Consider the following 21,017-nt stretch of genomic DNA (forward strand, 5'->3'; position numbering starts at 1 on the left):
TTATAAAATTTACAATTCATAGAAATTCGTAGGTATTAGTTAAGTATATTTTGACTGTTGTTAGCTTGTACGCTAGCTGTTCATAGAAATTAGTTATAGTTTATAAATATCCTTAGTAAACAATAATTCAAAAGGTACATATATAATTGAAAAATTTACAAACATCTTTAGGTTTCATATCTAGACATACTACTAAAAAACAGAAAAATATAGTTTTAATTTGATAAAATGAAGTAGATTTTATTTTCTATAAAAGGAAGTGATTACCTATATTTATCAAAGAATTTAAAAAATTATAAATTTGAAAATTTTTATAAGTCATTCTTCGAAAAATAAAAAGGTAGTAGATTTTTTTGTTGACAAAATTTTAATTTTAGGTTGTGGAATAAATGAAAAAGAAATATTTTGTTCTTCTGTAGAAGGTTTGGGCATTACAACAGGGTTAGATTTTAGAGAACATATTAAAGAAACTCTATTAAAGTCTGATTATTCTTTTTTATTTATTTCTAATGAATATAAGGAAAGTGATATTTGTTTAAATGAAATGGGGGCTTCTTGGGCACAAGACAGCGTGATTGTGAAGCCATTTATTTTTCCGAATATAGGATTTGATTCCCTTGGGACACTATACAGCGTTAAACAAGTGGCTAAACTAGATAATAGCTATTCTTTAGATGAATTATTCCAAGAAATCACAGAAAAATATAATCTTCAAAGAATTATAGCCCGATGGAGTAAAGCAAAAAAAGAATTTTTAGACTTTTTAAGCCAAGAAATCTCCAATATTCATACAAAAGATGATTACATAGAAAAACGTGCAAAAGAATATTTTAGTAAGTTTTTAGGCGCAAACGTAAATATGAATAGTCTATTATTACAGGCGCATCCTACCTTAATTGATTGTAAGATTGCTTTTTCAAACGAATATTTCAGAAAATATTTTGATTATTACTGTAAAGGTTTTGAAGTTATGTTAACTCACTATATGAAACCAATGTATCCTGAACGTAAACATTATAGATTAAATAAAGCACGGCTATTTGAAATCTTAAATGACAATAGCATAAAATTACCAGGGGGTATGAAAATGATCGCTGAAAAATTTATACTTAATAATAGTGTTGATTTTTATTCTATTGAATTTTTAGAGAATAAATATACCGAAAGAGGAATCAGATTTAGTGTTTTTTGCTATATAAACGATAGATGGGTATTTTTCCCTAAGCCTTATTTTGCAGATTTTCTTAATTAACCTGATTTCTATGATTAAATCATTCTATTTTGATAAAAAGATTGATTTTTTATTATTTTCTATTGTAAAATATACAGGGGTAGATTTTAATATACAAATATCTAATACAGATTTACTAATATCTATACCAACAAAATTTAAATTGGTTTTCATAACTTTGAATTTACAGATTAAAAAATGGACTCAACTCCATAATAATGGGCTTAAATCCCGAATTTCTATTTGAGTTTTATAAAGGCAGCAAGGGTATGAAAACTAAATTACTAACACCAATGAGTGATGCATATTATCTTAGAGAAAGAGCTTTTATTGAAACTATTTTAACAACATATTTTCAGCTTTAATTGCTTATAATTTTAAAGATAAGAACCATTGCTAAGAAATAACTTTGCAAATACTATACAATTACTAATATTATAAAGCTATATCGAAATCACATTAATGAAATGATGAGTGGTAACAACATTAAGTTGACCATATAGTTTAGTTTCCTTACGTTGCGCAGTTTGACACTAATAGGAATATCAGTATTGGTAGGGCTGTTATGTATTTTGTTAATGGTGTGATGACTACCTTGATTACCTGCGCCTGAGCGCTTACCTCGTTCATTTGCTATTTATTACTCCTAAATTGAATCGCATTGATTTCCTATGCTTTAGTGATGATTTTCCGTTGCTTTCACATTTATTTTTTTCAACTTGACAATCTCGATAAATTTGTACGCATATTTTAGATAATTGTAATTCTAATTCTTCCTAAGTAACTTTAGATTATTTATACAGGTATTAATCTTAATGTAAGCATAATCCACTGCTTGTGTGTGACCGCTCATCATACCTTTATATTCACAAAGATTGAAAATACATCTAAAGACTTCTTCAAATATTGATTCAGTAAACATGCTGGCGCATTCTACTAATTGTACTATGCCAAAGAAGCTATTCATCAATATCATAGACAAAAAATACAGTATATCTAACAAGGGCATGCGATAATGAATAACCAACTATACAGAGTTTGAATAAACTATGGATCAATGTTTTTTTTTCACTACTTCCATTGTATTCTATAATAAGTTTACATAAAATTCTAATTCTGACTCAGAAGATAAACGACAATAAAAGTTCTGTTTAGGAACGTGATCACTTAATCGAAATGATGTAAAAAAAAGTGTTAGTTATACTTTCTTGCTTTATGTTATTCTATATACAGAATTTATAAGTATATTAGATTTACGCAATAGGCACAAAATGTATGAAATACATAATTAGCAAGTGAGATACGAAAAGTTCATCTATATTTACAAACAATATCAAATCGCAGATTTAGCTCAGTAATAATCCTCAACTTTTGTATATAATGATGCCCTATACGTTACATTCATAAAACGTTGTGATTAATATAAAAAATATTTAGGAAATTGACAGAATTACAGAGATATATTACTTCCTACTTTGGAATTACAAACCAGAATATGGACAAAATCATGTCATTATTTAAAGAAACAGAACTCAAGAAAGGAGAATATTTTACAAAAACTGGTCAATTTTGCGAAAAGCTGAGTTTTTTAAGAAATGGTTTAATTCGAGTTTTTGCATACACTAATGATAAAGAGATAACTCAATGGATTTCCACCCAAGGTTATTTTATAACGGATTTATACAGTTTTACATTCAAACAGAGAGCAAAATGGAATATTCAAGCATTAACAGATTGTGAACTTTATACAATTGATAAAGATAATTACGCACTTCTAAACAATTTAGTTCCTAATTGGCCCGAAATGGAAAAGCAATTCATTGCAGGTTGCTTTGTTCAATTAGAGGATAGAGTTTTCAACCATTTATCCCTTAGTGCTGAAGAACGTTACGACAACCTTTTTGAGAATAATAAAGAAATTTTTAATCAAGTTCCTTTGCAATATCTCGCATCAATGCTTGGAATGTCACCCGAAACTTTTAGCAGAATAAGAAACAAAAAGATTTCTTGATTTTTATCAAGAGCAAGAACTCAAATTAAAACGAACTTTGTCTAATAAATTAAACAATATGACAAAGCAAATTAAAACATCGATTACGATTAACGCAAATAAAGAATTGGTCTGGGAAATATTATTGGACTTTAAGAATTATCCTGAATGGAATTCATTTATTAAATCGATTTCTGGAGATGTAAAAGTTGGAAACAAAATTGAAATAAAATTACAAGGAATGACATTTAAACCACTCATATTGACCTTGAATGAAAACACGGAATTAAAATGGCTTGGTCATCTTTGGTTCAAAGGTCTTTTTGACGGAGAACATAAATTTAAACTCATTGACAACGGAAACGGAACGACCAATTTCGAGCAGAGCGAAAATTTTAGCGGAATTTTAGTTAAATTATTCTCCAAGAGCTTAGACAAGGATACCAAAAATGGATTTGAGCGAATGAATAGGGAATTGAAACTACGTGTGGAAAATACTAAGCATAACCAAGGTAATCGATGCACAACTCTATAATTAAAAAAAAGCAATCTTAACATAGTGCTTTCAGAAACTAGGTAGTCCCTTGTAAATACTGATATTTTTTCGTAAATTATAGAAAAATAAGATCCCGATAATGACTGATATGGTTCGAAAATGGGGTTTTCTTTTTTCTCTTGATGAAAAATAAATAGAATTAGTGAGTTTCAACACAAATTTTCCTTTTTATTTTCTGTTGAAAATTTCAATGCATATTATGTTTGATTTTTAGAGAGTGATCTTAGTGAGATTTATACAGCTTTCCGTGATTGGATTTGATTAGACATTTTGACCTTAACGAATCTTCTAAAGGAGCTAAAATGTCCTGTAGTCCAAGAGGTCGAATTTTGCTGATGTTATTGAAACATTATGTCTGTTGCAGTGATCATCGACTTATAGGACAACTCATCGGTAATATTAACTATTATTATGATTTATATTTAAGATATACCGCTTTGATCATTAATGAAAGAAAAATTAATGGTCACTACCGATTACCAACATAGTTTTTAAACAACTACAGATCAATGTGATTATTTAGGGAAGTACATGCGTGAATTTCTCAATTTTTCGCTCTGGTATAAACCACATAATTGCAACAGTTATATAAGCTTGGATTTTCAAATAGGTATTAACAAATGATAAGACTATACCTAAAGCATACATAAAAATTGAAATTTTATCCTTGTAGTCCATTCCGACAATTACTATAAGCTCAAAATCCTTATTGTAATTACCTAAAATTTGACGTAACAAGATATTATATACTATTGCACTCATCAATAATACGAAGCCATATGTAGCAATAGGTAATTGTTTATTAAAAAACTTTCCAACCCAAGCTTTTGTGAAAAGAATAAGGGATAGCCAAAATAATGAGTGGAGGTTTGCCCGTAAGGTTTTTCCATTAGTTTTTTTGTAATTTGAAATAAATGATGATGGTTATTCTAATAAATTTCCAAATAAATAAAACTAATTAGATAGCTAATAAAAACTGGAGTTAATTTTAATAGTGAATCTAGAGTGGCCTCTTCAGGTTCTTTGAATTCTAAAACCATTATGGTAATTAATATTGCGAAAACACCATCACTAAATGCTTCTAATCTATTTGTTTCCTTAATGCCTTATTTTCTTTATGTCTTAAATATTGTTTCTTTCTCTATGCCTAATTTTTTCATTTTGGCAAATAAAGTTTTTGCATTCATATCCAAGATATTAGACGCCCCATTAACACCACTTACCTTACCATTTGTAAATTTTAAAGTATTTATAATATGCTGTTTCTGTGCTTCCTCAAAAGTGAGTAAATCGCTTGTTTGGATGACTTTTGAAGTTGATGGCAACCAGCTTCCTTGGTTTAAAATAGTTCCGCTTTCTATAATTACTGCACGCTCAATAAGATTTTCTAATTCACGGATATTACCAGGAAAATTGTAAGCCATCAATGTTTCAATAGTTTTTTTAGATAATCTTTTAAAAGCCTTTCCTGCCTTTGTCGAAAACTTTTCTAGAAAAAATTGAGCTAACAATGGTATATCCTCCTTACGTTCTCGCAAGGGTATATTGTAAATAGGGAAAACATTGAGTCTATAATACAAATCTTGTCTAAAAGTACCTTCCATTATCATCTCTTCCAGACTTCTATTAGTAGCGGCTATTACTCTTACATCTACACTGATAGTTTTAGAACCACCTAATTCGTCATATTCTCCCTCTTGAAGAACGCGCAGGAGTTTAGATTGTAGTTCTATTGGCATTTCACCAATTTCATCTAAAAAGATAGTTCCTCCGTCTGCAAGCGTAAATTTTCCAATTTTGTCTGCTACAGCACCTGTAAATGCACCTTTTTTATGTCCAAATAATTCGCTTTCAAATAAATCTTTTGGCAACGTAGCGCAATTCACTTTAATTAAAGGTCTGCTCTTACGTAAACTATTACCGTGTACAGCTGCTGCCAGAAGTTCCTTTCCAGTTCCAGACTCACCGGTAATTAACACTGTAGTATCGGTAGGAGCAACTAGTGTTACTTGCTCAAGAACTTTAGCATAAATATCACTTTGGCAAATAATATTATCTGCATTGAGATTAACATTAATCTCCTCTTGTAAATATTCATTTTCGATTTCTAGTCTATTTTTTAAGGATTTAATCTCTTCAAGAGCTGTAAAAAGTTTTAAATCTCTGTTCTTACGATCAGTTATATTTCGAACTATTGCACAATTTATATCCTCTCCATTAAATACTAAATGATTCGCTAAAATATCTGCAGGAAATTTAGTCCCATCCTTTCTAGTAATTAACCATTCCATTCGTAAAGAACCTTTTTCTTTTAATTCATCAAAGTGACCACTCCACCATTCTTCCGTAATATTTTCGTCTAAGTCATATATGTAAAATCCATCTAGAGAGTTTTTAGAAAATCCTAACTCCTTCGATACAGAGTCACTATAATGTAAAATCTTTCCTGCTCTATTATAAACGTAAACTAGGTCTTGAGCATTATCTATAATATCCTTGAAAAATACGAGTTCAAGTTCTTTTTCTTTTTGATCGGTAATGTCCTGATAAATCCCCAAGACTTTAATTATTTTGTCACCTTTATAAATGGGCTTAGCAACAGCTCTAATATATTTTTTCTCTTTTGTGTTTGTACTTAAAACTTCATCGAAAGGTTGTCCTTTTCTCATTACTCCCAGAATGAATTTTTTAAGTTTTTCAGGTTCCTCGAAGAAGTGAATTACTTTACCCGGTTGAAAACTTGAATTATTTTTATCTCCAAAAATCTCATATAATTGTTCTGTTACTATCAAAGAACCGTCCTGAAGATTAAGTTTCCATCCACCTACTTGAGCAATGGACTCCACATTGCTTACTAGATTTTGATAGAAACTAGATGAAGTAATATCGTTTATAATTGAACAAATCATTTCTTTTCTATCATTTGAGAAAAATTGAGCAAAAACCTCTACATCATAAAACTTTCCATTCTTATCCTTATGAACAGCTTTGAAGTTTTGCGATTTATATTTTTTTAAAAAAACCCAATGTTTTCGCCAACTTTCAGCTGTTACTGTTGTGTTAATATCAAATATGGTGAGTTTGGTTATCTCATCCTTTTTATAACTAAGACGGTCACATAGTTTAGAATTACCATAGAATATACTACCATCCTCATTGGCCCATAATACTTCATAAGGTAGCGCATCAACCAACCATTCTTTTACAAATCCTATTTCTTTTATGTCTGTCATAATATTAATTATATAAATGTTAAAAATACTATAATTTTTCTCATATAACAGAAAATTCTTAAAAACAAGATGCTTTTAAAAAAATTAAATCCATTTAAACATCTGACTATAAATAAGTTACGAGTTTGGCACAAGTTTAGCTTTTTGTATTGTGACAAATAATACAACAAAGATGAAACGTAATAATTTTTTAAAAACGGCTTTTACAGGTAGTGTATTTACACTATTAGGAGTTTCCGCTTTCGCGAAAGCAGAGATTAGAAAAAGCACCAACACATCTTTTAATACTAATATAGGGTATAATCATTTACCTAATAAAGAAATAAAAACTATGAATACTATACTTCACAAAGCAGACACAAGAGGCGATGCAAATCACGGATGGTTGCATTCAAAACACACGTTTAGTTTTGCCAATTACTATAACCCTGAGCGTATGAATTTTGGTGTACTTAGAGTACTCAATGATGACACAGTTTCAGAAAGTAAAGGTTTTGGCACTCATCCTCATAAGGATATGGAGATTGTTTCAATTCCGCTTGAAGGAGATTTGAAACACGAGGATAATATGGGAAATAAAACAATCATTAGATCTGGTGATATTCAAGTAATGAGTGCAGGAACAGGTGTTATGCATTCTGAGTATAATAACAATCCAGATGCACATGTAAAATTTCTTCAAATATGGATCATTCCAAATAAACAAAGCGTGGAACCTCGATATGATCAAATTACATTAAATCAGGAAGATCGTAAAAACAAAATTCAGCAAATATTATCACCTAATGCAGATGATGCGGGAGTCTGGGTACATCAAAATGCCTGGTTCAATATGACCAGTCTTGATAAAGGTAAAGAAGTTCAATATAATTTGAATGACACAAAAAATAATGGTGTTTATGTTTTTGTTTTGAAAGGAGATGCAACAATCAATGGCCAACCACTAAATCAAAGAGATGGGTTTGGGATCTGGGATGTAGAAACTCTAAACATTGAAGCAGATAACGACACGGAAATTTTATTGATGGAAGTTCCAATGTCATTGAATTAATAAATAAATATAAATCAAAATTAAATACAACGTCAATAAAGACACAAATCAAAACACAATGAAAGCAATTAAATTAACATTCGTATTACTACTAGCAATTACTACAAGTGCACTTGCACAAAAACCAAGCGCAGAATTATTAAACCCAACAAATCATTCATTACTTCTAATTGATCACGAAGGTCAGATGGCTTTTGCCGTAAATAGTATAGACCCTGTTCAACTTCGTAATAATGTAGGATTAATTTCTGGTGCATCGAAAATTTTTAATATACCAACAGTTGTAACTACAGTTGCTGAAGAATCATTTAGCGGCCCTGTGTTTCCTGAAATTATCGAGTTCTTCCCTAATCAAAAGGAATACATTGATAGAACAACTATGAACACTTGGGAAGATGAAAATGCATTTAACGCTATCACAAGTAAAAAGAAAAAGAAGATCGTAATGGCTGGATTATGGACAAGCGTTTGTATTGTAGGTCCTACACTGTCTGCCATTGATGATGGTTATGAAGTGTATATAATTACGGATGCTTCTGGAGATATTTCTCAAGAAGCTCACGATATGGCTATAGAAAGAATGGTACAAGCTGGTGCTAAACCAATCACATCTTTACAATACTTACTTGAGTTACAACGTGATTGGGCTAGAGGTGAAACTTATGAAGCTGTAAACCAATTAGCAATGCGTTTCGGAGGCGGATATGGAATTGGTATTCAGTATGCTAGAAAAATGTTGAAGCATTAATAATATTAATTGAACGCTCTACTTACATAAGTAGAGTTTTTTTAAAACTAATCAAGATGAAAAAATTATTTATAACGCTAATGCTGGCTGTTGTGGTTTTTGCTTGTAAAGAGGAAAAAACGAAATCAGATACAGCCCAGTCACAAAACACCGCTGATTTAATAGTTACCAATGCAAAGGTTGCTGTTATGGATGATAACAGAACTATTGCTCAAGCTATAGCTGTTAAAGATGGTAAAATATTAAGGACAGGTACAAGCGAAGAGATTTTAAAACTTAAAGGTGAGAATACAAAGTCTATAAATGCTAAAGGGAAAACGATTATCCCAGGTTTGAATGATTCACACTTGCACTTAACTAGAGGTGGCCGATTCTTCAATGCTGAATTAAGATGGGATGGTGTAAGAACATTGAAGCGTGCATTGGAAATGCTTAAAGAACAGGCAGAGCGCACACCAGATGGGCAATGGGTTAGAGTTATAGGCGGATGGAGTCCATTCCAGTTTGAAGAAAAAAGATTTCCTACACCAGAAGAAATAAATGAAGCTACGGGAGATGTACCTACTTATGTATTGTTTTTGTACAGTAGAGCTTGGTTAAATCAAGCAGGCTTAGATGCTCTTAAAATTGACGAAAATACGAAAGCACCTGAAGGAAGCACTTTTGAAAAAGACAGTAATGGAAAGTTAACAGGTGTATTGCTAGCTGAACCAAATCCTAGCATCTTGTATGCTCGTATTGGCGCCTTACCACCGTTATCTCAAGAAGCAATGGTAAATGGAACAAAACATTTCTACAGAGAATTAAACAGTTTTGGTATCACAAGTGGTATTGACGCTGGTGGAGGTGGTCATAAATTCCCTAAAGACTACATAGGTACTAAAGTACTTGCAGAAGAAGGAGAAATGCCTATTAGATTGTCCTACTATCTCTTCCCTCAAAATAAAGGGAAAGAATATGAAGAGTTTCAAGAATGGATGTCTAATAATAATGTTGGACATAATGGAGAAATTCATTTAGACCATGGATATGAATTAGAAGGTGGAGGCGAATTCTTAGCTTGGAGTGCTGGTGATTTTGAAAACTTTTTGGCACCTCAACCACTCTTAAAAGATAGACCGACCTGGCGTCAGGATTTAAAAAAGATTCTAACCTTACACGCTGAAAATGGATGGCCTTTTAGAATTCACGCAACCTACGGAGAGACTATTAGTAATATGCTCGAAGTTATCGAAGAAGTGAATAAAGAGACTAATGGAAAACTTACTGCTAATCGTTGGATGTTTGACCACGCCGAAACGGTAAAGGAAGAAGACCTTAAACGTATCAAAAATTTGAATGGTGGTATTGCGGTGCAAGCTAGAATGGCGTATGCAGGAGAGTTTTTTGTAGAACGCTATGGTGCAGATAAAGCAAAACACGCGCCACCTATTAAAAAAATGATGGCCGAAGGAATACCTGTCGGAGCAGGGACAGATGGAACTCGCGTTGCAAGTTACAATCCTTGGCCAGCTTTATATTGGATGGTAACAGGTAAGACAGTTGGTGATTTTCAACTTACAGAATCTTCTGCTAGACTTACAAGAGAAGAAGCGTTGCATCTATACACAAAAGGTAGTGCTTGGGTTTCTAAAGAGGAAGATGTAAAAGGAACCTTGGAAAACGGTATGTATGCAGACTTTGCAATCCTGTCTGAAGATTACTTTACTATACCAGAAAAACAAATTAATTCATTAGAATCGGTATTAACTGTAGTTGGTGGTAACGTTGTTTACGGATCAGATGATTATGAAAAAATGAATCCACCTTTGCCACAAGTAACGCCAGATTGGTCACCAGTAAAATATTATGGAGGTTATCAAAAGTATAATCAATTTAATAACAAATTAAAATAAAGAAAATGGAAACAGCTGTGAAAACAAAATGGAATATAGATGCCGCTCACTCAGAAATAGGCTTCAAAGTAAAACATATGATGATTTCTAAGGTAAAAGGAGCATTTGAAGCGTTTGAAGCATCCGTTGAAACAGAAAACGATGACTTTAAAAATGCACAATTTGACTTTATTGCAAAAGTTAATTCTATAAATACTAAAAATAATGATAGAGATACACATTTGAAGTCAGAAGACTTTTTCAATGCTGATGAATACCCAGAAATGATTTTTAAGTCAACCTCGTTTGATGGCGATAAAATAATTGGAGACTTAACCATTAAAAATGTTAGCAAAGAGATTGCATTGAATACAGATTTTAATGGTGTAGTCATTGATCCATATGGACAAACGAAAGCAGGATTTGAAATTACAGGGAAAATAAATCGTAAAGATTTTGGCTTGACCTGGAATGCAGTGACTGAGGCTGGTAATATCGTTGTTAGTGATACTATCAACCTAGCTTTAGATCTACAATTTATTAAAGAGTAACTTTTAATTAAAACTATAGACTATCATTTAAAAATGACTGTCTTCTTTAATTCTAACCGATGAAAAATAATAAAAACACATCAAGAAGAGACTTTTTGCAAAAGGCAGCATTAACCACTTTAGGTCTAACCAGTTTACCTCTTATCTCATCCACTTTAATAGGCTGCAAAGATACTGGAGAATCAATTAAGGTTATACCTACGAGCAATCTAAACTCATCGATTGTAACTCGAAAAAATATTGCAGATATTCCAGTAAATGATCCAGAAATTCAACTTTTCAAAGATGCAATAGGTATTCTAAAGAAACGCTCAGATATTTCCCCATTAGACCCGATGGGTTTTACGGCTCATGGAATGCTTCACGCAACCTTTTGTGCCACAAGTATCTATTCAAACCAAGTACATTATAATTGGTACGTTTGGCCTTGGCACAGACTATACCTTTGGTCAATGGAACAAAAACTACAAAAGGCAGTAAATGAGCCTCAACTCGCACTACACTATTGGGATTGGACTAAATCCAACTTTATACCAGAACACTATTGGGGAAATGAAAGTAATCCTCTATTTAATGTAACTAGGATGGTAGGTCCCAAAGATGAAATTCCCAAAGATTTTATTAACGTAGGTGCTGGTTTTAGAGCATCAGAATACAAAACTTTTGGAGGGTATCCAGCTATAAAAAAACGCGGAGACTCACAGTTAGATGGATTGGCAGAGCAATCCTTCCACAATAACATCCATAACTGGATTGGAGGTCAAATGGCAACTTTTACAGAATCTGCTTTTGAACCTATTTTTTATGGACACCACGGCAATTGTGATCGTATCTGGGATGCGTGGAGAGCATATAGTCCAGATAATAAATTACCCAATGATGAAGAGTGGCTAGAGAAAAAATTATATGCTACAGATGGTAACGGAAGGCCTGTAGAATTTAAAATTAAAGAATTATTAAATTCAGAAGATCTGGGATATCGTTTTGCAGATCTAGATTTAAACCCTACGTATTGCAATCCTTTTTTAGAAGTAGATAAGCCGAAAAGAGATGAAACAAAGCAGGATTGTATAGCAGCATTAAATTTAAAAACATCAGATACAGATGCTATCTATAAGGAGTTTGTAAATAAAGAACGTACACACGTTATTTTACACTTTGAAAGAGCACAGTTGCCTTATCAACCCTACTGTGCAAGAGTCTATTTTGAATATGATAAAGATGGTGTTAAGCAAAGCAAATACACTGGTACATTTACCATACTTCCCATTCTAGATTTAGATACAGTATTGTTACAAAATGGTGTTCACTTGCAGATTGAAATTGAAAAAGAAATCGCAGAAGCCATAGATGCAAAAAAGGATATCCAAGTTATATTTCAGCCAGTACCGTTACCTAATAGAAATATTCCTAATGAGATTTTGAAGCTGGAAAATATCTCCTTAGTAACACACTACGAAAATGAATAAGCTTACTGCATTTTTAGTCATAATCCTTTCGGCCATTTCCTGTAAAAATGAGCGATTACCAATTCTAGGTCAAACAACTACTGACAATGAAACTGGCGAAGTGCTACATTATAAAGCTCCTAGTTTTAATTTGACAAATCAGTTGAGTTCATCCGTGACCGAGGCTGATTTTAAAGACAAAATTCACGTGGTAGATTTCTTTTTTACAAGCTGTCCCACTATTTGTCCTCAAATGACAAATCACCTAAAATTAGTGGAAAAGGTTTTCATGAAAGAAGATAGAGTAGCTATTATTTCATATAGTATAGATCCAAAGAATGATACCCCAGAACAACTAAAGCGCTATGCTAAGAACTACGATATAGACAATAATAAATGGACATTTCTAACAGGAAACAGTGAGACCATTTTTGAACTATCAAAAGACTACAAGGTTAGGGCGTTTGATGATAGTAATGATTTGGGGAAAAATCTTATTCACGATGGTACGTTTGTTCTTGTTGATGGTAGCCAGAGAATACGAGGATATTACAATGGTCTTGAGGAAATGGATACTAAAAGGCTTATCAAGGATATTTTAACTTTATTAAAAGAATAATTATGAAAGCGATAATCAGAAAAATTTTAAGCCCGCATCCGGAGTTCTTATCATCAGACACAAGTATATTACTTTTTAGAGTTTTAGTCTCATTATCAATGATTAACACACACGGTCTGAAGAAAATTTTAAACTTTCCAGAAACTGTCTCCCATATTCCAGATCCTTTTGGCATGGGAGGTTATGTAAGCACGATTATCGCAATAATAGCTAACATCGTTGGTCCTATATTCATCATTTTTGGTCTTGGAACTAGGGTGGCTATTTTACCAATTTTAGGAGTTACGCTTATGGGATTTTTTGTTGTACACGGTTCAGATCCTTGGGCAGTTAGGGATATTCCATTAATGTATTCACTTGCCTATCTGCTCATTTTTTTCTTAGGAGCAGGAAAATACTCACTTGATTTTAAATTTTTCAAAAATTCATAAAATGAGAACACAAATATTCTTTATAATTCTTGCAATTGTCGCAGGTGCAGTTTTACCATTGCAAGCTGGTCTTAACGTACAATTAGGGAAATCGGTACATCAACCTATTTTTGCTGCTTTTGCCTCTTTTTTAGTAGGTACAATAGGCTTGTTGATGTACTTAATCGTACTCAAATTTGACTTTTCATCTATTACACAAGTTAAAACAGTATCACCAGTAGTTTGGATTGCAGGCTTGCTAGGAGCCTTTTATGTCGCTGCTGTAATTATACTCGCGCCAAAATTAGGAACAGCATTGACTTTTGTTCTTATAGTTGCAGGGCAAATGACAGTATCCTTGGTTCTAGACCATTACGGCTTACTAGGACTTCCCGTAAAACAAATTAATTGGCAGCGATTAGTTGGTGTAGCTTTCTTGGTTGTCGGAGTATTGCTGATCCGTAAATTCTAATCCAGATGAAGAAGTATTTATGGTTATGCTTTGTTTTTAGTTTCGCTTTCGCGAAAGCTCAATCAGAACCCAACACGCTAAATTTTAAATTGCTTCGTCAGTATGATAGCATATCCATTACTGAACCACAAAACCTTTATCAAAATCTTAAATCGATATCACTAGGAAATAATTCATCCTTGAGTTTGGGCGGCAGCTACCGTTTCCAAACAGAAGCATTTATTAACGAGCAATTTGACAAGAATCAAGACCAGACTGACTACTGGTTTTTAAACCGTATGATGCTACACGCTTATTTAAAGTTAGGCCGCAATTTTGAATTTTTCGGAGAATTAAATTCAAGTCTTATATCAAGTAAAATGGCGATAACTCCGGTTGATAAGGATGAGTTAAGTATCAATCAACTCTTTGCTAGATATCAATTTAATGATAAATGGAATCTACTTGTAGGTCGTCAAAATATGCGTTTAGGATCTGGAAGATTAGTCGACGTTCGTGAAGGCCCTAATGTGCGTTTATCATTTGATATGGCACAGCTACAATTTAAGAATCAAAAAACTGAAATAAAAGGTTTTTACGCTTTACCAGTAAAACAGCAAGAAGGTGTTTTTGATAATGAAACTTTTGAAAAAGACGAATCACTTTTAGCCCTGTATTGGACGCAAAATTGGATAAACAAAACGAATACAGATCTCTATGTATTACATAAAGAAAAATACAACAAAACCTGGAATACTGGCACTGCTAAAGACAAAAGAACGTCAATAGGTATGAGACATTACGGAAGTTGGCAAGGTTTCAAATACAATAATGAATTTGTTTATCAAATTGGATCATTTGGTAATGAAAATATAATAGCTTGGACAGTATCGTTTAATGTAGAAAGACAATTTAACACTGCTCATCCATTTACTATTGGCATCAAAACCGAAGCTATAAGTGGAGATGAAAGTACAAATGATAACACTCTAAATACCTTTGATGCGCTTTATCCTAGAGGCGCTTATTTTGGCAGAGTAGCACGCTTTGGACCATCTAATTTAATTGATATACATCCCTATTATCAAACCAAGATTGGTAAAATTAATCTAGAATTAGATTATGTGGCCTTCTGGCGTTTTTCTACAAATGACGGTATTTACAACCCAGCCTTATTACTGGATTACCCTTCTACTAATAATGAGCGATTTATAGGAAATCAAATAGGCGGTATAACAGGTTATGCACTTAATAAATTTATTAACCTAGAATTAGAATCAAATATCATTTTTCCTGGAAGTTTTTTAAAACAAAGAAATCAAGGTGATACATTATATCATTTTGTATTTACAACAGAAATTAAATTTTAAAAGAGCGTATGAAAGCTACACCAACTGATAAATTCAATAATTACTTACAAAATATATTTGCTCGTCCATATGCGAATGGCCTTCTTTTATTAGTTGTAGTAATAATTGCAATGATTTGGGCTAACTCAAGATTTTATGATAGTTACCACCATATCTTTAATTCTGATTTTACAGTAGGGATTGAGGGATTTTCGCTTACAGAGCCAGTACATATTTGGATTAACGACGGATTAATGTCCATTTTTTTCTTCACTATTGGACTTGAGATAAAAAAAGAATTTTTAGAAGGTGAATTATCTACTTTAAAAAAAGCTTCATTACCCATTGTTGCTGCTATAGGTGGAATGCTTATACCAGCGATGCTTTTTCTAGCATTTAATTATGGTACTGAAGCTCAAAATGCTTGGGGAATCCCAATGGCCACGGATATTGCATTTACTTTAGGCCTCATAGGTTTACTTGGCACTGCGGTTTCTGATAAATTAAAAGTATTTCTTACAGCACTCGCCACCGCAGATGACCTAGGCGCAATATTAGTAATTGCATTTTTTCTCACACCTTTTATTGACGTACAAAGTTTAGTGGCTGGCGGCATTTATCTATTGATAATGGCTACCGCTAATTATTTAGGAGTACGAAATATGTGGTTTTACATCGTGGTTGGCGTATTAGGTTTATGGATTGCTTTATTATTATCAGGAATTCACGCAACACTTGCTGGTGTTCTTGGAGCGCTTACTATACCAGCAAATAGAAAATTAAAAGAGAGAGAATATCAGAGTAAACTTAAAACATTGGTCAGAGAATTTGACGAATCTTGTGCTGGAACCGACAGCTTGTTAACCCATAACCAAGAAAACATACTTGCAAAAATACATAAGAACACCAAATATGCTGGTACACCTTTACAACGTGTAGATTTTAAGCTAAAACCTCTTGTAAACTATTTTATCTTACCGCTTTTCGCACTTGCTAATGCTGGGGTAAGAATAGATGGAAATTACTTTGATATGGTAAAGCACCCAATAAGTTTAGGAATTATTGCCGGTTTAGTTCTGGGAAAAGTTATAGGGATTACAGGATTTTCCTATTTAATGGTTAAAACTAAAATTTCAGAGATGCCAAAAGGTTCAAGTTGGAAAAGTATATCGGGCGTTGGGATTTTTGCCGGAATAGGATTTACAATGTCCCTTTTCATTGCAGAACTAGCTATTGAAGAAGAACAATTATTGAATATAGCAAAAGTTGGAATAATCACAGCATCTGTTCTCGCATCGCTCTTAGGCTTTGCGTGGTTTGCCATATTTAAAAACAAACAACTAAAACATAAATTATGAAAAAATATTATGACACCTTAACGGAGGCAGTTCAGGCGCTTCAACGAAAAGGATATGACCAAGATCTAAATCTTCAAAGTAATTGTATAGAATGTAAAGCTTTGAATTTTAAAATGTATACAGATCAGTTTGAAATAGATGAAATGCACCGCTTTGAAGGAGACTCAAGTGCTGATGATAGTTCTATTCTTTTTGCTATATATTCTGAAAAATTTAAAATTAAAGGATTGCTAATTGATGCATATGGCGTTTATTCAAACCCATTGACTACAGAAATGATTCAAAAATTAAAATTTAAACCTAATAACTAATGGACATAACAATAACAGAAAGAGATAATAAAGGATTTGCTATGGTACGAGAAAATAATAAAAGAGCTGGTGTTATGACATATTCCAGAGCTAGTGAAGAACTTATTATTATAGACCATACGGAAGTTGAACCAGAATTTAAAGGTAAAAGCATAGGTAAAAAATTACTTTACAAAATTGTAGAGATGGCAAGAGAAAATAATATAAAGATTTTGCCTTTATGCCCTTTCGCTAATGCTATGTTCAAAAAACTTGATGATATTGGAGATGTTTTAAAAAATTAAAAATTATGGAGATAATTAAAGAATATCAAAAAAATAATCTAACGGTTATTTGGAAACCTAAAAAATGTATACATGCAGGAGTTTGCGTTAAAACATTACCGCAGGTGTATGACCCAAATGCAAAACCGTGGATTACACCTGAAAATGCCTCTGTAGACGCATTAAAGAATCAAATTGATGCTTGCCCTTCTGGTGCATTGAGCTATCGAGAATATTATAAATAATTAAAAAAGGAAGTTATGAATTACGTTAAAAAAGCACAAGAGTTTTTAGATAAAGCCTATTCTGGAGATACAGAAGGTGCAAGTGAAATACTACACGATAAGTTAAAATTGCAAATGGTCGGAAACACAGCCTTAGCTGGCATACACAAGGGTAAGGAAGCATTTTTTGCTAATTTCGGTAAAATGATGGAACTGTCTCAAGGCAGTTATAAACTTACCAAAACCCACGAATGGATAAATGCTGAAAATAAAGCTTTGCTTATGGCAGAAGAGTATGTTAATAAAAATGGAAAAGAATATTACTTTGACCGCATTATCCAATACAGTTTTAAAGATGGCCTAATCAACTTTATAAGAATTTATGAAGGTAATCCTGAAATAGCAGATATAGCTTTTAGTTCTTAACTTATCCGCAGTATAACAAAGTTTTGGACTAATTTGAAAATAACCAATTGACAGTAATGGATAAATCAAAAGATTATTGCAAGCATTTGGATGTAGACACCTTTGAAACGACAACGAAAAAAGTATGTGAAGAGTGTATAAAATTAAACGGTAAATGAAATCACTTACGACTAAGTCAAACTTGTGGAGTTGTGATCATTCCTCCATATAGAGGACAGGATTTAGTCTAAGTTAATAAATATATCAAGCAACTTGTTTATTTTTCATCAAATACCTGTTGACAGGTTTTGATTTTCGATAACTTGATCTCTTCTTTTGATTTTGTAATAGTTAAAATATTTTTTGAGTTGTCTATATAAGTCTATGGTAGAATCAGGCGGATTTAGATAGATGTTTTCATATTTTACAGTTTTCCATAAACGTTCAATAAATACATTAACGATAGCACTTCCATTTGCATCCATACTTAATTTGATTCCATTACCAAGTACGAATTTGATAAATACTTCAGAAGTAAATTAACTTCCTTAAACTGTATTAATAATAGCTGGTTTACCATGAATAGAAATAGCTTCTTCTAAAGTTTCTTAACATCAACTAGCATCCATAGTATTCGATACAAACCAATTTAAAACATATTTAATATGCAGATCTATAATATCTACTAGATACATAAATCCTTTTTGCAGTGGTATATAAGTAATGTCAGTAGCCCAAAAATGATTAGGAACAGTTATGGTTAAATTCCTTAGCAGATACGGATATACTTTACGGGCTTTATTTCACCTAGAAGTGTGTTTTCCAGGCATGATAGCTCTAAGTCCTATGACTTTGTATTAAAGTCGTTCTGTGCTTTTATGATTGACTTTATATCCTTTATCCATAGTCAACCATTTATACATTCGCCTTGCTCCATTAAAACAATAATTCATATAATATGTATCAATTAATTTCATGAATTCTAAGTTCAGTTTACCTTCCCTTTTTGGCTTGTAATACAGACCAGAACGATGGAGTTTTAGCAATTTGCATTGTATGTTGATGCTTAGGTTAGAATGATCCTTGCTTATCATTAGTCTTCGTTTTTTAGGAGGTGCTATCGTAAGGCGTTCTTAAAAAATCGAGCTCTACTTTTTTCTGTCCTATTACTTTTAATAAACGTTCTTCTTTTTCTTCTACTTGGGTTTTAACAGATTTAGTTCCTTTATCAAATACAGCGTCAGCATTGGCCAAAAATTCTCGTTTCCATGTGTAGATTTGTTGTACGCTAATTTCAAATTTGTGTACTAATTCTTGAATAGTAGAACGTTCTTTTAAAACCTCTAAAACTACTTTTGTTTTGAATTTTGTTTTGAATTTTCTTCGTGTAATATCAGTAAACTTAAATGTTTTTTTAACTTAAATCACTGTCCTAATTTCAGGGGATTGATCAAGTAAAAAGCAACAAACAATTTCCGCCAATGCACAAGAACTCAAAGTGATTCAATCAAGGAATAACAAATGGGCAAAGAAACAAGATCAGCGCCCCAGACGCAAGCAATAAAATCAGTCGTTATAACAGTGACGGATTTTGCGCAATTGTTTATCGGTTTACAATATCTTTTTTACTTACACAAAAACGGTTCGAATTGGCACTCCAACCGCTATTACTTATTCAAATTTTTAGCTACTGTTCTTTTCCGATGTTATTAAAGCTATTATTCTAGTCCAAAAGGGTATTAATACGTAAACCATCAGAGGAACAAGGATAACGGTAAGAACTAGAGTTCTTAACAGTATTGGTAAATTATTTAGATGAGTACCGAATAATATTAGAATCACTGTTATTGCTGGATATATTGCTATCCAGACGATAAATGCTGATTTTAGTTTTTTCATGATATTTGTTTTAATTATTTCTAATCTTTGAACCACTATTAAAGCGAATGACTTCGATTATTCTTTTACTGGTCCCCATATATTTTCATGAATGATTTTCCAATCGTTATTTTCCTTTACCAATACTAGGGTAACATGAGCTTTTGCTTGAATTATTGTTCCATCAGCGAGCCTACCATAGTTGTCAACGTACATCGAGATAGATGCTGTTTCTTGAGTTAAAGTATGAATAGTTAGACTTCCTAAATCTGGGGTAAATGTCCAGTAGTTGAATTGGCGCATAAAAGGTTCCCAAAACATATGATGGTTTTCAGCTCCCTTAATTACCGTTGTTTGTGAACTGTCGGTAAAATCAAAGGCAACCAATTCTTCAGACTGTACATAAAAGTCTCTAAGACTTTCCTTATCAAAATTTGCTGCATTTTCTTTTGGGCTCCAAGCTTTGGACCAACCACCTAAAAAGTTTTCAATGTCTTTTTGAGATGACTTTTCCCTTTCTACAAATTCCAAAAGATTACCGTTATTGTCCTTGATAATTGCCCATTTAAATGAAACCTGATTTTCTTTGTCCTCAAACAGCCGTGGAGTAACATCTACTTCCACACTTTTTCCTTGCAGATTTGTAATAAATTCATCGAGATCATCCACCTCAAATGCGATTCTTTTAACACCTTCTACATTCAAGTCTGTAAACGTACTTTTTCTGGATAATGGTAACGATTTTGAACCATCACTTTTCATCAGCATTAATTCAAAATCTCCCTTTTTCAATAATTGCGCTGACAAACCTTTTGTAGGAACATCAAAACGTTGGTATGATTCGAAATCTAGTTTATCGATATACCACTCAGCTGCTTCCTGCACATTGGGAACGCAAATAACGATGTGTAACGGTTTAAAATCTGTCGATTTGGATGATTGTGCGATACTTAATGTAAAGACTAATGTCATCAAGGTCGTAAAAAAATATCTTATAGTTTTCATGATATATTGTTTTTAATATTATAATACAAATGTACCCCTAATAAGAGTTAAGGAATAAACCA

Annotated in this window: 23 protein-coding genes and 1 pseudogene; 18 read left to right on the forward strand and 6 right to left on the reverse strand. The window is 32.5% G+C overall.

Annotated features, from left to right (window positions below):
- The first annotated feature begins 301 nt into the window (after positions 1-301).
- The 4 genes and pseudogenes from AA089_RS23530 (at position 302) to AA089_RS05765 (ending at position 3,756) form a co-directional block, all read left to right on the forward strand.
- Complete coding sequence (locus AA089_RS23530; protein WP_053002215.1) at positions 302-1,252, forward strand: toll/interleukin-1 receptor domain-containing protein; 951 nt, start codon at positions 302-304, stop codon at positions 1,250-1,252.
- A gap of 242 nt (positions 1,253-1,494) precedes the next feature.
- A pseudogene (locus AA089_RS25860) lies at positions 1,495-1,672 on the forward strand (IS982 family transposase); the annotation flags it as partial.
- Positions 1,673-2,738: 1,066 nt separating this feature from the next.
- Positions 2,739-3,242, forward strand: a complete 504-nt coding sequence (locus AA089_RS05760) for a Crp/Fnr family transcriptional regulator (protein ID WP_206540700.1) — start codon at positions 2,739-2,741, stop codon at positions 3,240-3,242.
- A gap of 58 nt (positions 3,243-3,300) precedes the next feature.
- The gene (locus tag AA089_RS05765; RefSeq protein ID WP_046755987.1) at positions 3,301-3,756 is read left to right on the forward strand and encodes an SRPBCC domain-containing protein; all 456 of its coding nucleotides are present in this window, start codon (positions 3,301-3,303) and stop codon (positions 3,754-3,756) included.
- 950 nt (positions 3,757-4,706) lie between these two features.
- Here AA089_RS05765 and AA089_RS25535 read toward each other — a convergent pair.
- Positions 4,707-4,817 (reverse strand): TMEM175 family protein, encoded by a 111-nt coding sequence (locus tag AA089_RS25535; protein WP_241479973.1) that lies wholly within the window; start codon positions 4,815-4,817, stop codon positions 4,707-4,709.
- Positions 4,818-4,892: 75 nt separating this feature from the next.
- On the reverse strand, positions 4,893-7,010 hold the full coding sequence (locus AA089_RS23535; RefSeq protein WP_053002216.1) for a sigma 54-interacting transcriptional regulator: 2,118 nt from the start codon (positions 7,008-7,010) through the stop codon (positions 4,893-4,895).
- A 331-nt stretch (positions 7,011-7,341) separates the two neighbouring features.
- Here AA089_RS23535 and AA089_RS05780 point away from each other — a divergent pair, with 331 nt between their 5' ends.
- The 14 genes from AA089_RS05780 to AA089_RS05845 all read left to right on the forward strand — a co-directional run bounded on the left by AA089_RS05780 (position 7,342) and on the right by AA089_RS05845 (position 18,093).
- A complete protein-coding gene (locus tag AA089_RS05780) occupies positions 7,342-8,061 on the forward strand; it encodes a pirin family protein (protein WP_046756095.1) in 720 nt (239 codons plus the stop codon).
- Positions 8,062-8,119: 58 nt separating this feature from the next.
- Positions 8,120-8,809, forward strand: coding sequence for a hydrolase (locus AA089_RS05785; RefSeq protein WP_046755988.1), 690 nt, complete (start codon positions 8,120-8,122; stop codon positions 8,807-8,809).
- 80 nt (positions 8,810-8,889) lie between these two features.
- Complete coding sequence (locus tag AA089_RS05790) at positions 8,890-10,704, forward strand: amidohydrolase (protein WP_262495011.1); 1,815 nt, start codon at positions 8,890-8,892, stop codon at positions 10,702-10,704.
- A gap of 5 nt (positions 10,705-10,709) precedes the next feature.
- Complete coding sequence (locus tag AA089_RS05795) at positions 10,710-11,234, forward strand: YceI family protein (protein ID WP_173427050.1); 525 nt, start codon at positions 10,710-10,712, stop codon at positions 11,232-11,234.
- A 59-nt stretch (positions 11,235-11,293) separates the two neighbouring features.
- Positions 11,294-12,703: a tyrosinase family protein gene (locus AA089_RS05800; RefSeq protein WP_046755990.1), complete on the forward strand. Its 1,410-nt coding sequence runs from the start codon at positions 11,294-11,296 to the stop codon at positions 12,701-12,703.
- Positions 12,696-13,301, forward strand: a complete 606-nt coding sequence (locus tag AA089_RS05805; RefSeq protein ID WP_046755991.1) for an SCO family protein — start codon at positions 12,696-12,698, stop codon at positions 13,299-13,301. Before AA089_RS05800 ends, AA089_RS05805 begins: the two co-directional genes overlap by 8 nt.
- Positions 13,302-13,303: 2 nt before the next feature.
- Positions 13,304-13,732, forward strand: a complete 429-nt coding sequence (locus AA089_RS05810) for a DoxX family protein (RefSeq protein WP_046755992.1) — start codon at positions 13,304-13,306, stop codon at positions 13,730-13,732.
- A gap of 1 nt (position 13,733) precedes the next feature.
- Entirely contained in the window at positions 13,734-14,183 is a 450-nt protein-coding gene (locus AA089_RS05815) for a DMT family transporter (RefSeq protein ID WP_046756097.1), read from the forward strand.
- A 5-nt stretch (positions 14,184-14,188) separates the two neighbouring features.
- Positions 14,189-15,532: an alginate export family protein gene (locus tag AA089_RS05820; RefSeq protein WP_082113211.1), complete on the forward strand. Its 1,344-nt coding sequence runs from the start codon at positions 14,189-14,191 to the stop codon at positions 15,530-15,532.
- An 8-nt stretch (positions 15,533-15,540) separates the two neighbouring features.
- Positions 15,541-16,869, forward strand: coding sequence for a Na+/H+ antiporter NhaA (gene nhaA, locus AA089_RS05825; RefSeq protein ID WP_046755994.1), 1,329 nt, complete (start codon positions 15,541-15,543; stop codon positions 16,867-16,869).
- On the forward strand, positions 16,866-17,180 hold the full coding sequence (locus AA089_RS05830; protein WP_046755995.1) for a hypothetical protein: 315 nt from the start codon (positions 16,866-16,868) through the stop codon (positions 17,178-17,180). The genes nhaA and AA089_RS05830 overlap by 4 nt, the downstream gene beginning before the upstream one ends.
- Complete coding sequence (locus tag AA089_RS05835) at positions 17,180-17,464, forward strand: GNAT family N-acetyltransferase (protein WP_046755996.1); 285 nt, start codon at positions 17,180-17,182, stop codon at positions 17,462-17,464. Before AA089_RS05830 ends, AA089_RS05835 begins: the two co-directional genes overlap by 1 nt.
- Positions 17,465-17,469: 5 nt before the next feature.
- Positions 17,470-17,688, forward strand: coding sequence for a (4Fe-4S)-binding protein (locus AA089_RS05840; protein ID WP_046755997.1), 219 nt, complete (start codon positions 17,470-17,472; stop codon positions 17,686-17,688).
- A gap of 15 nt (positions 17,689-17,703) precedes the next feature.
- Positions 17,704-18,093 carry a nuclear transport factor 2-like protein gene (locus tag AA089_RS05845; RefSeq protein ID WP_046755998.1) on the forward strand — a complete coding sequence of 130 codons (390 nt, stop codon included), beginning with the start codon at positions 17,704-17,706 and terminating at the stop codon, positions 18,091-18,093.
- 266 nt (positions 18,094-18,359) lie between these two features.
- Here AA089_RS05845 and AA089_RS24180 read toward each other — a convergent pair whose 3' ends face one another.
- The 4 genes from AA089_RS24180 to AA089_RS05865 all read right to left on the reverse strand — a co-directional run bounded on the left by AA089_RS24180 (position 18,360) and on the right by AA089_RS05865 (position 20,955).
- A complete protein-coding gene (locus AA089_RS24180) occupies positions 18,360-18,593 on the reverse strand; it encodes an integrase core domain-containing protein (RefSeq protein WP_316936945.1) in 234 nt (77 codons plus the stop codon).
- 93 nt (positions 18,594-18,686) lie between these two features.
- A complete protein-coding gene (locus tag AA089_RS25785; RefSeq protein WP_394334126.1) occupies positions 18,687-18,848 on the reverse strand; it encodes a DDE-type integrase/transposase/recombinase in 162 nt (53 codons plus the stop codon).
- 331 nt (positions 18,849-19,179) lie between these two features.
- Positions 19,180-19,464, reverse strand: coding sequence for a transposase (locus AA089_RS05855; RefSeq protein ID WP_046755999.1), 285 nt, complete (start codon positions 19,462-19,464; stop codon positions 19,180-19,182).
- A 564-nt stretch (positions 19,465-20,028) separates the two neighbouring features.
- A complete protein-coding gene (locus tag AA089_RS05865) occupies positions 20,029-20,955 on the reverse strand; it encodes a VOC family protein (protein WP_046756001.1) in 927 nt (308 codons plus the stop codon).
- Between the last annotated feature and the right edge of the window lie 62 nt (positions 20,956-21,017).

This window comes from Kordia jejudonensis (assembly GCF_001005315.1).
GTDB lineage: Bacteria > Bacteroidota > Bacteroidia > Flavobacteriales > Flavobacteriaceae > Kordia > Kordia jejudonensis.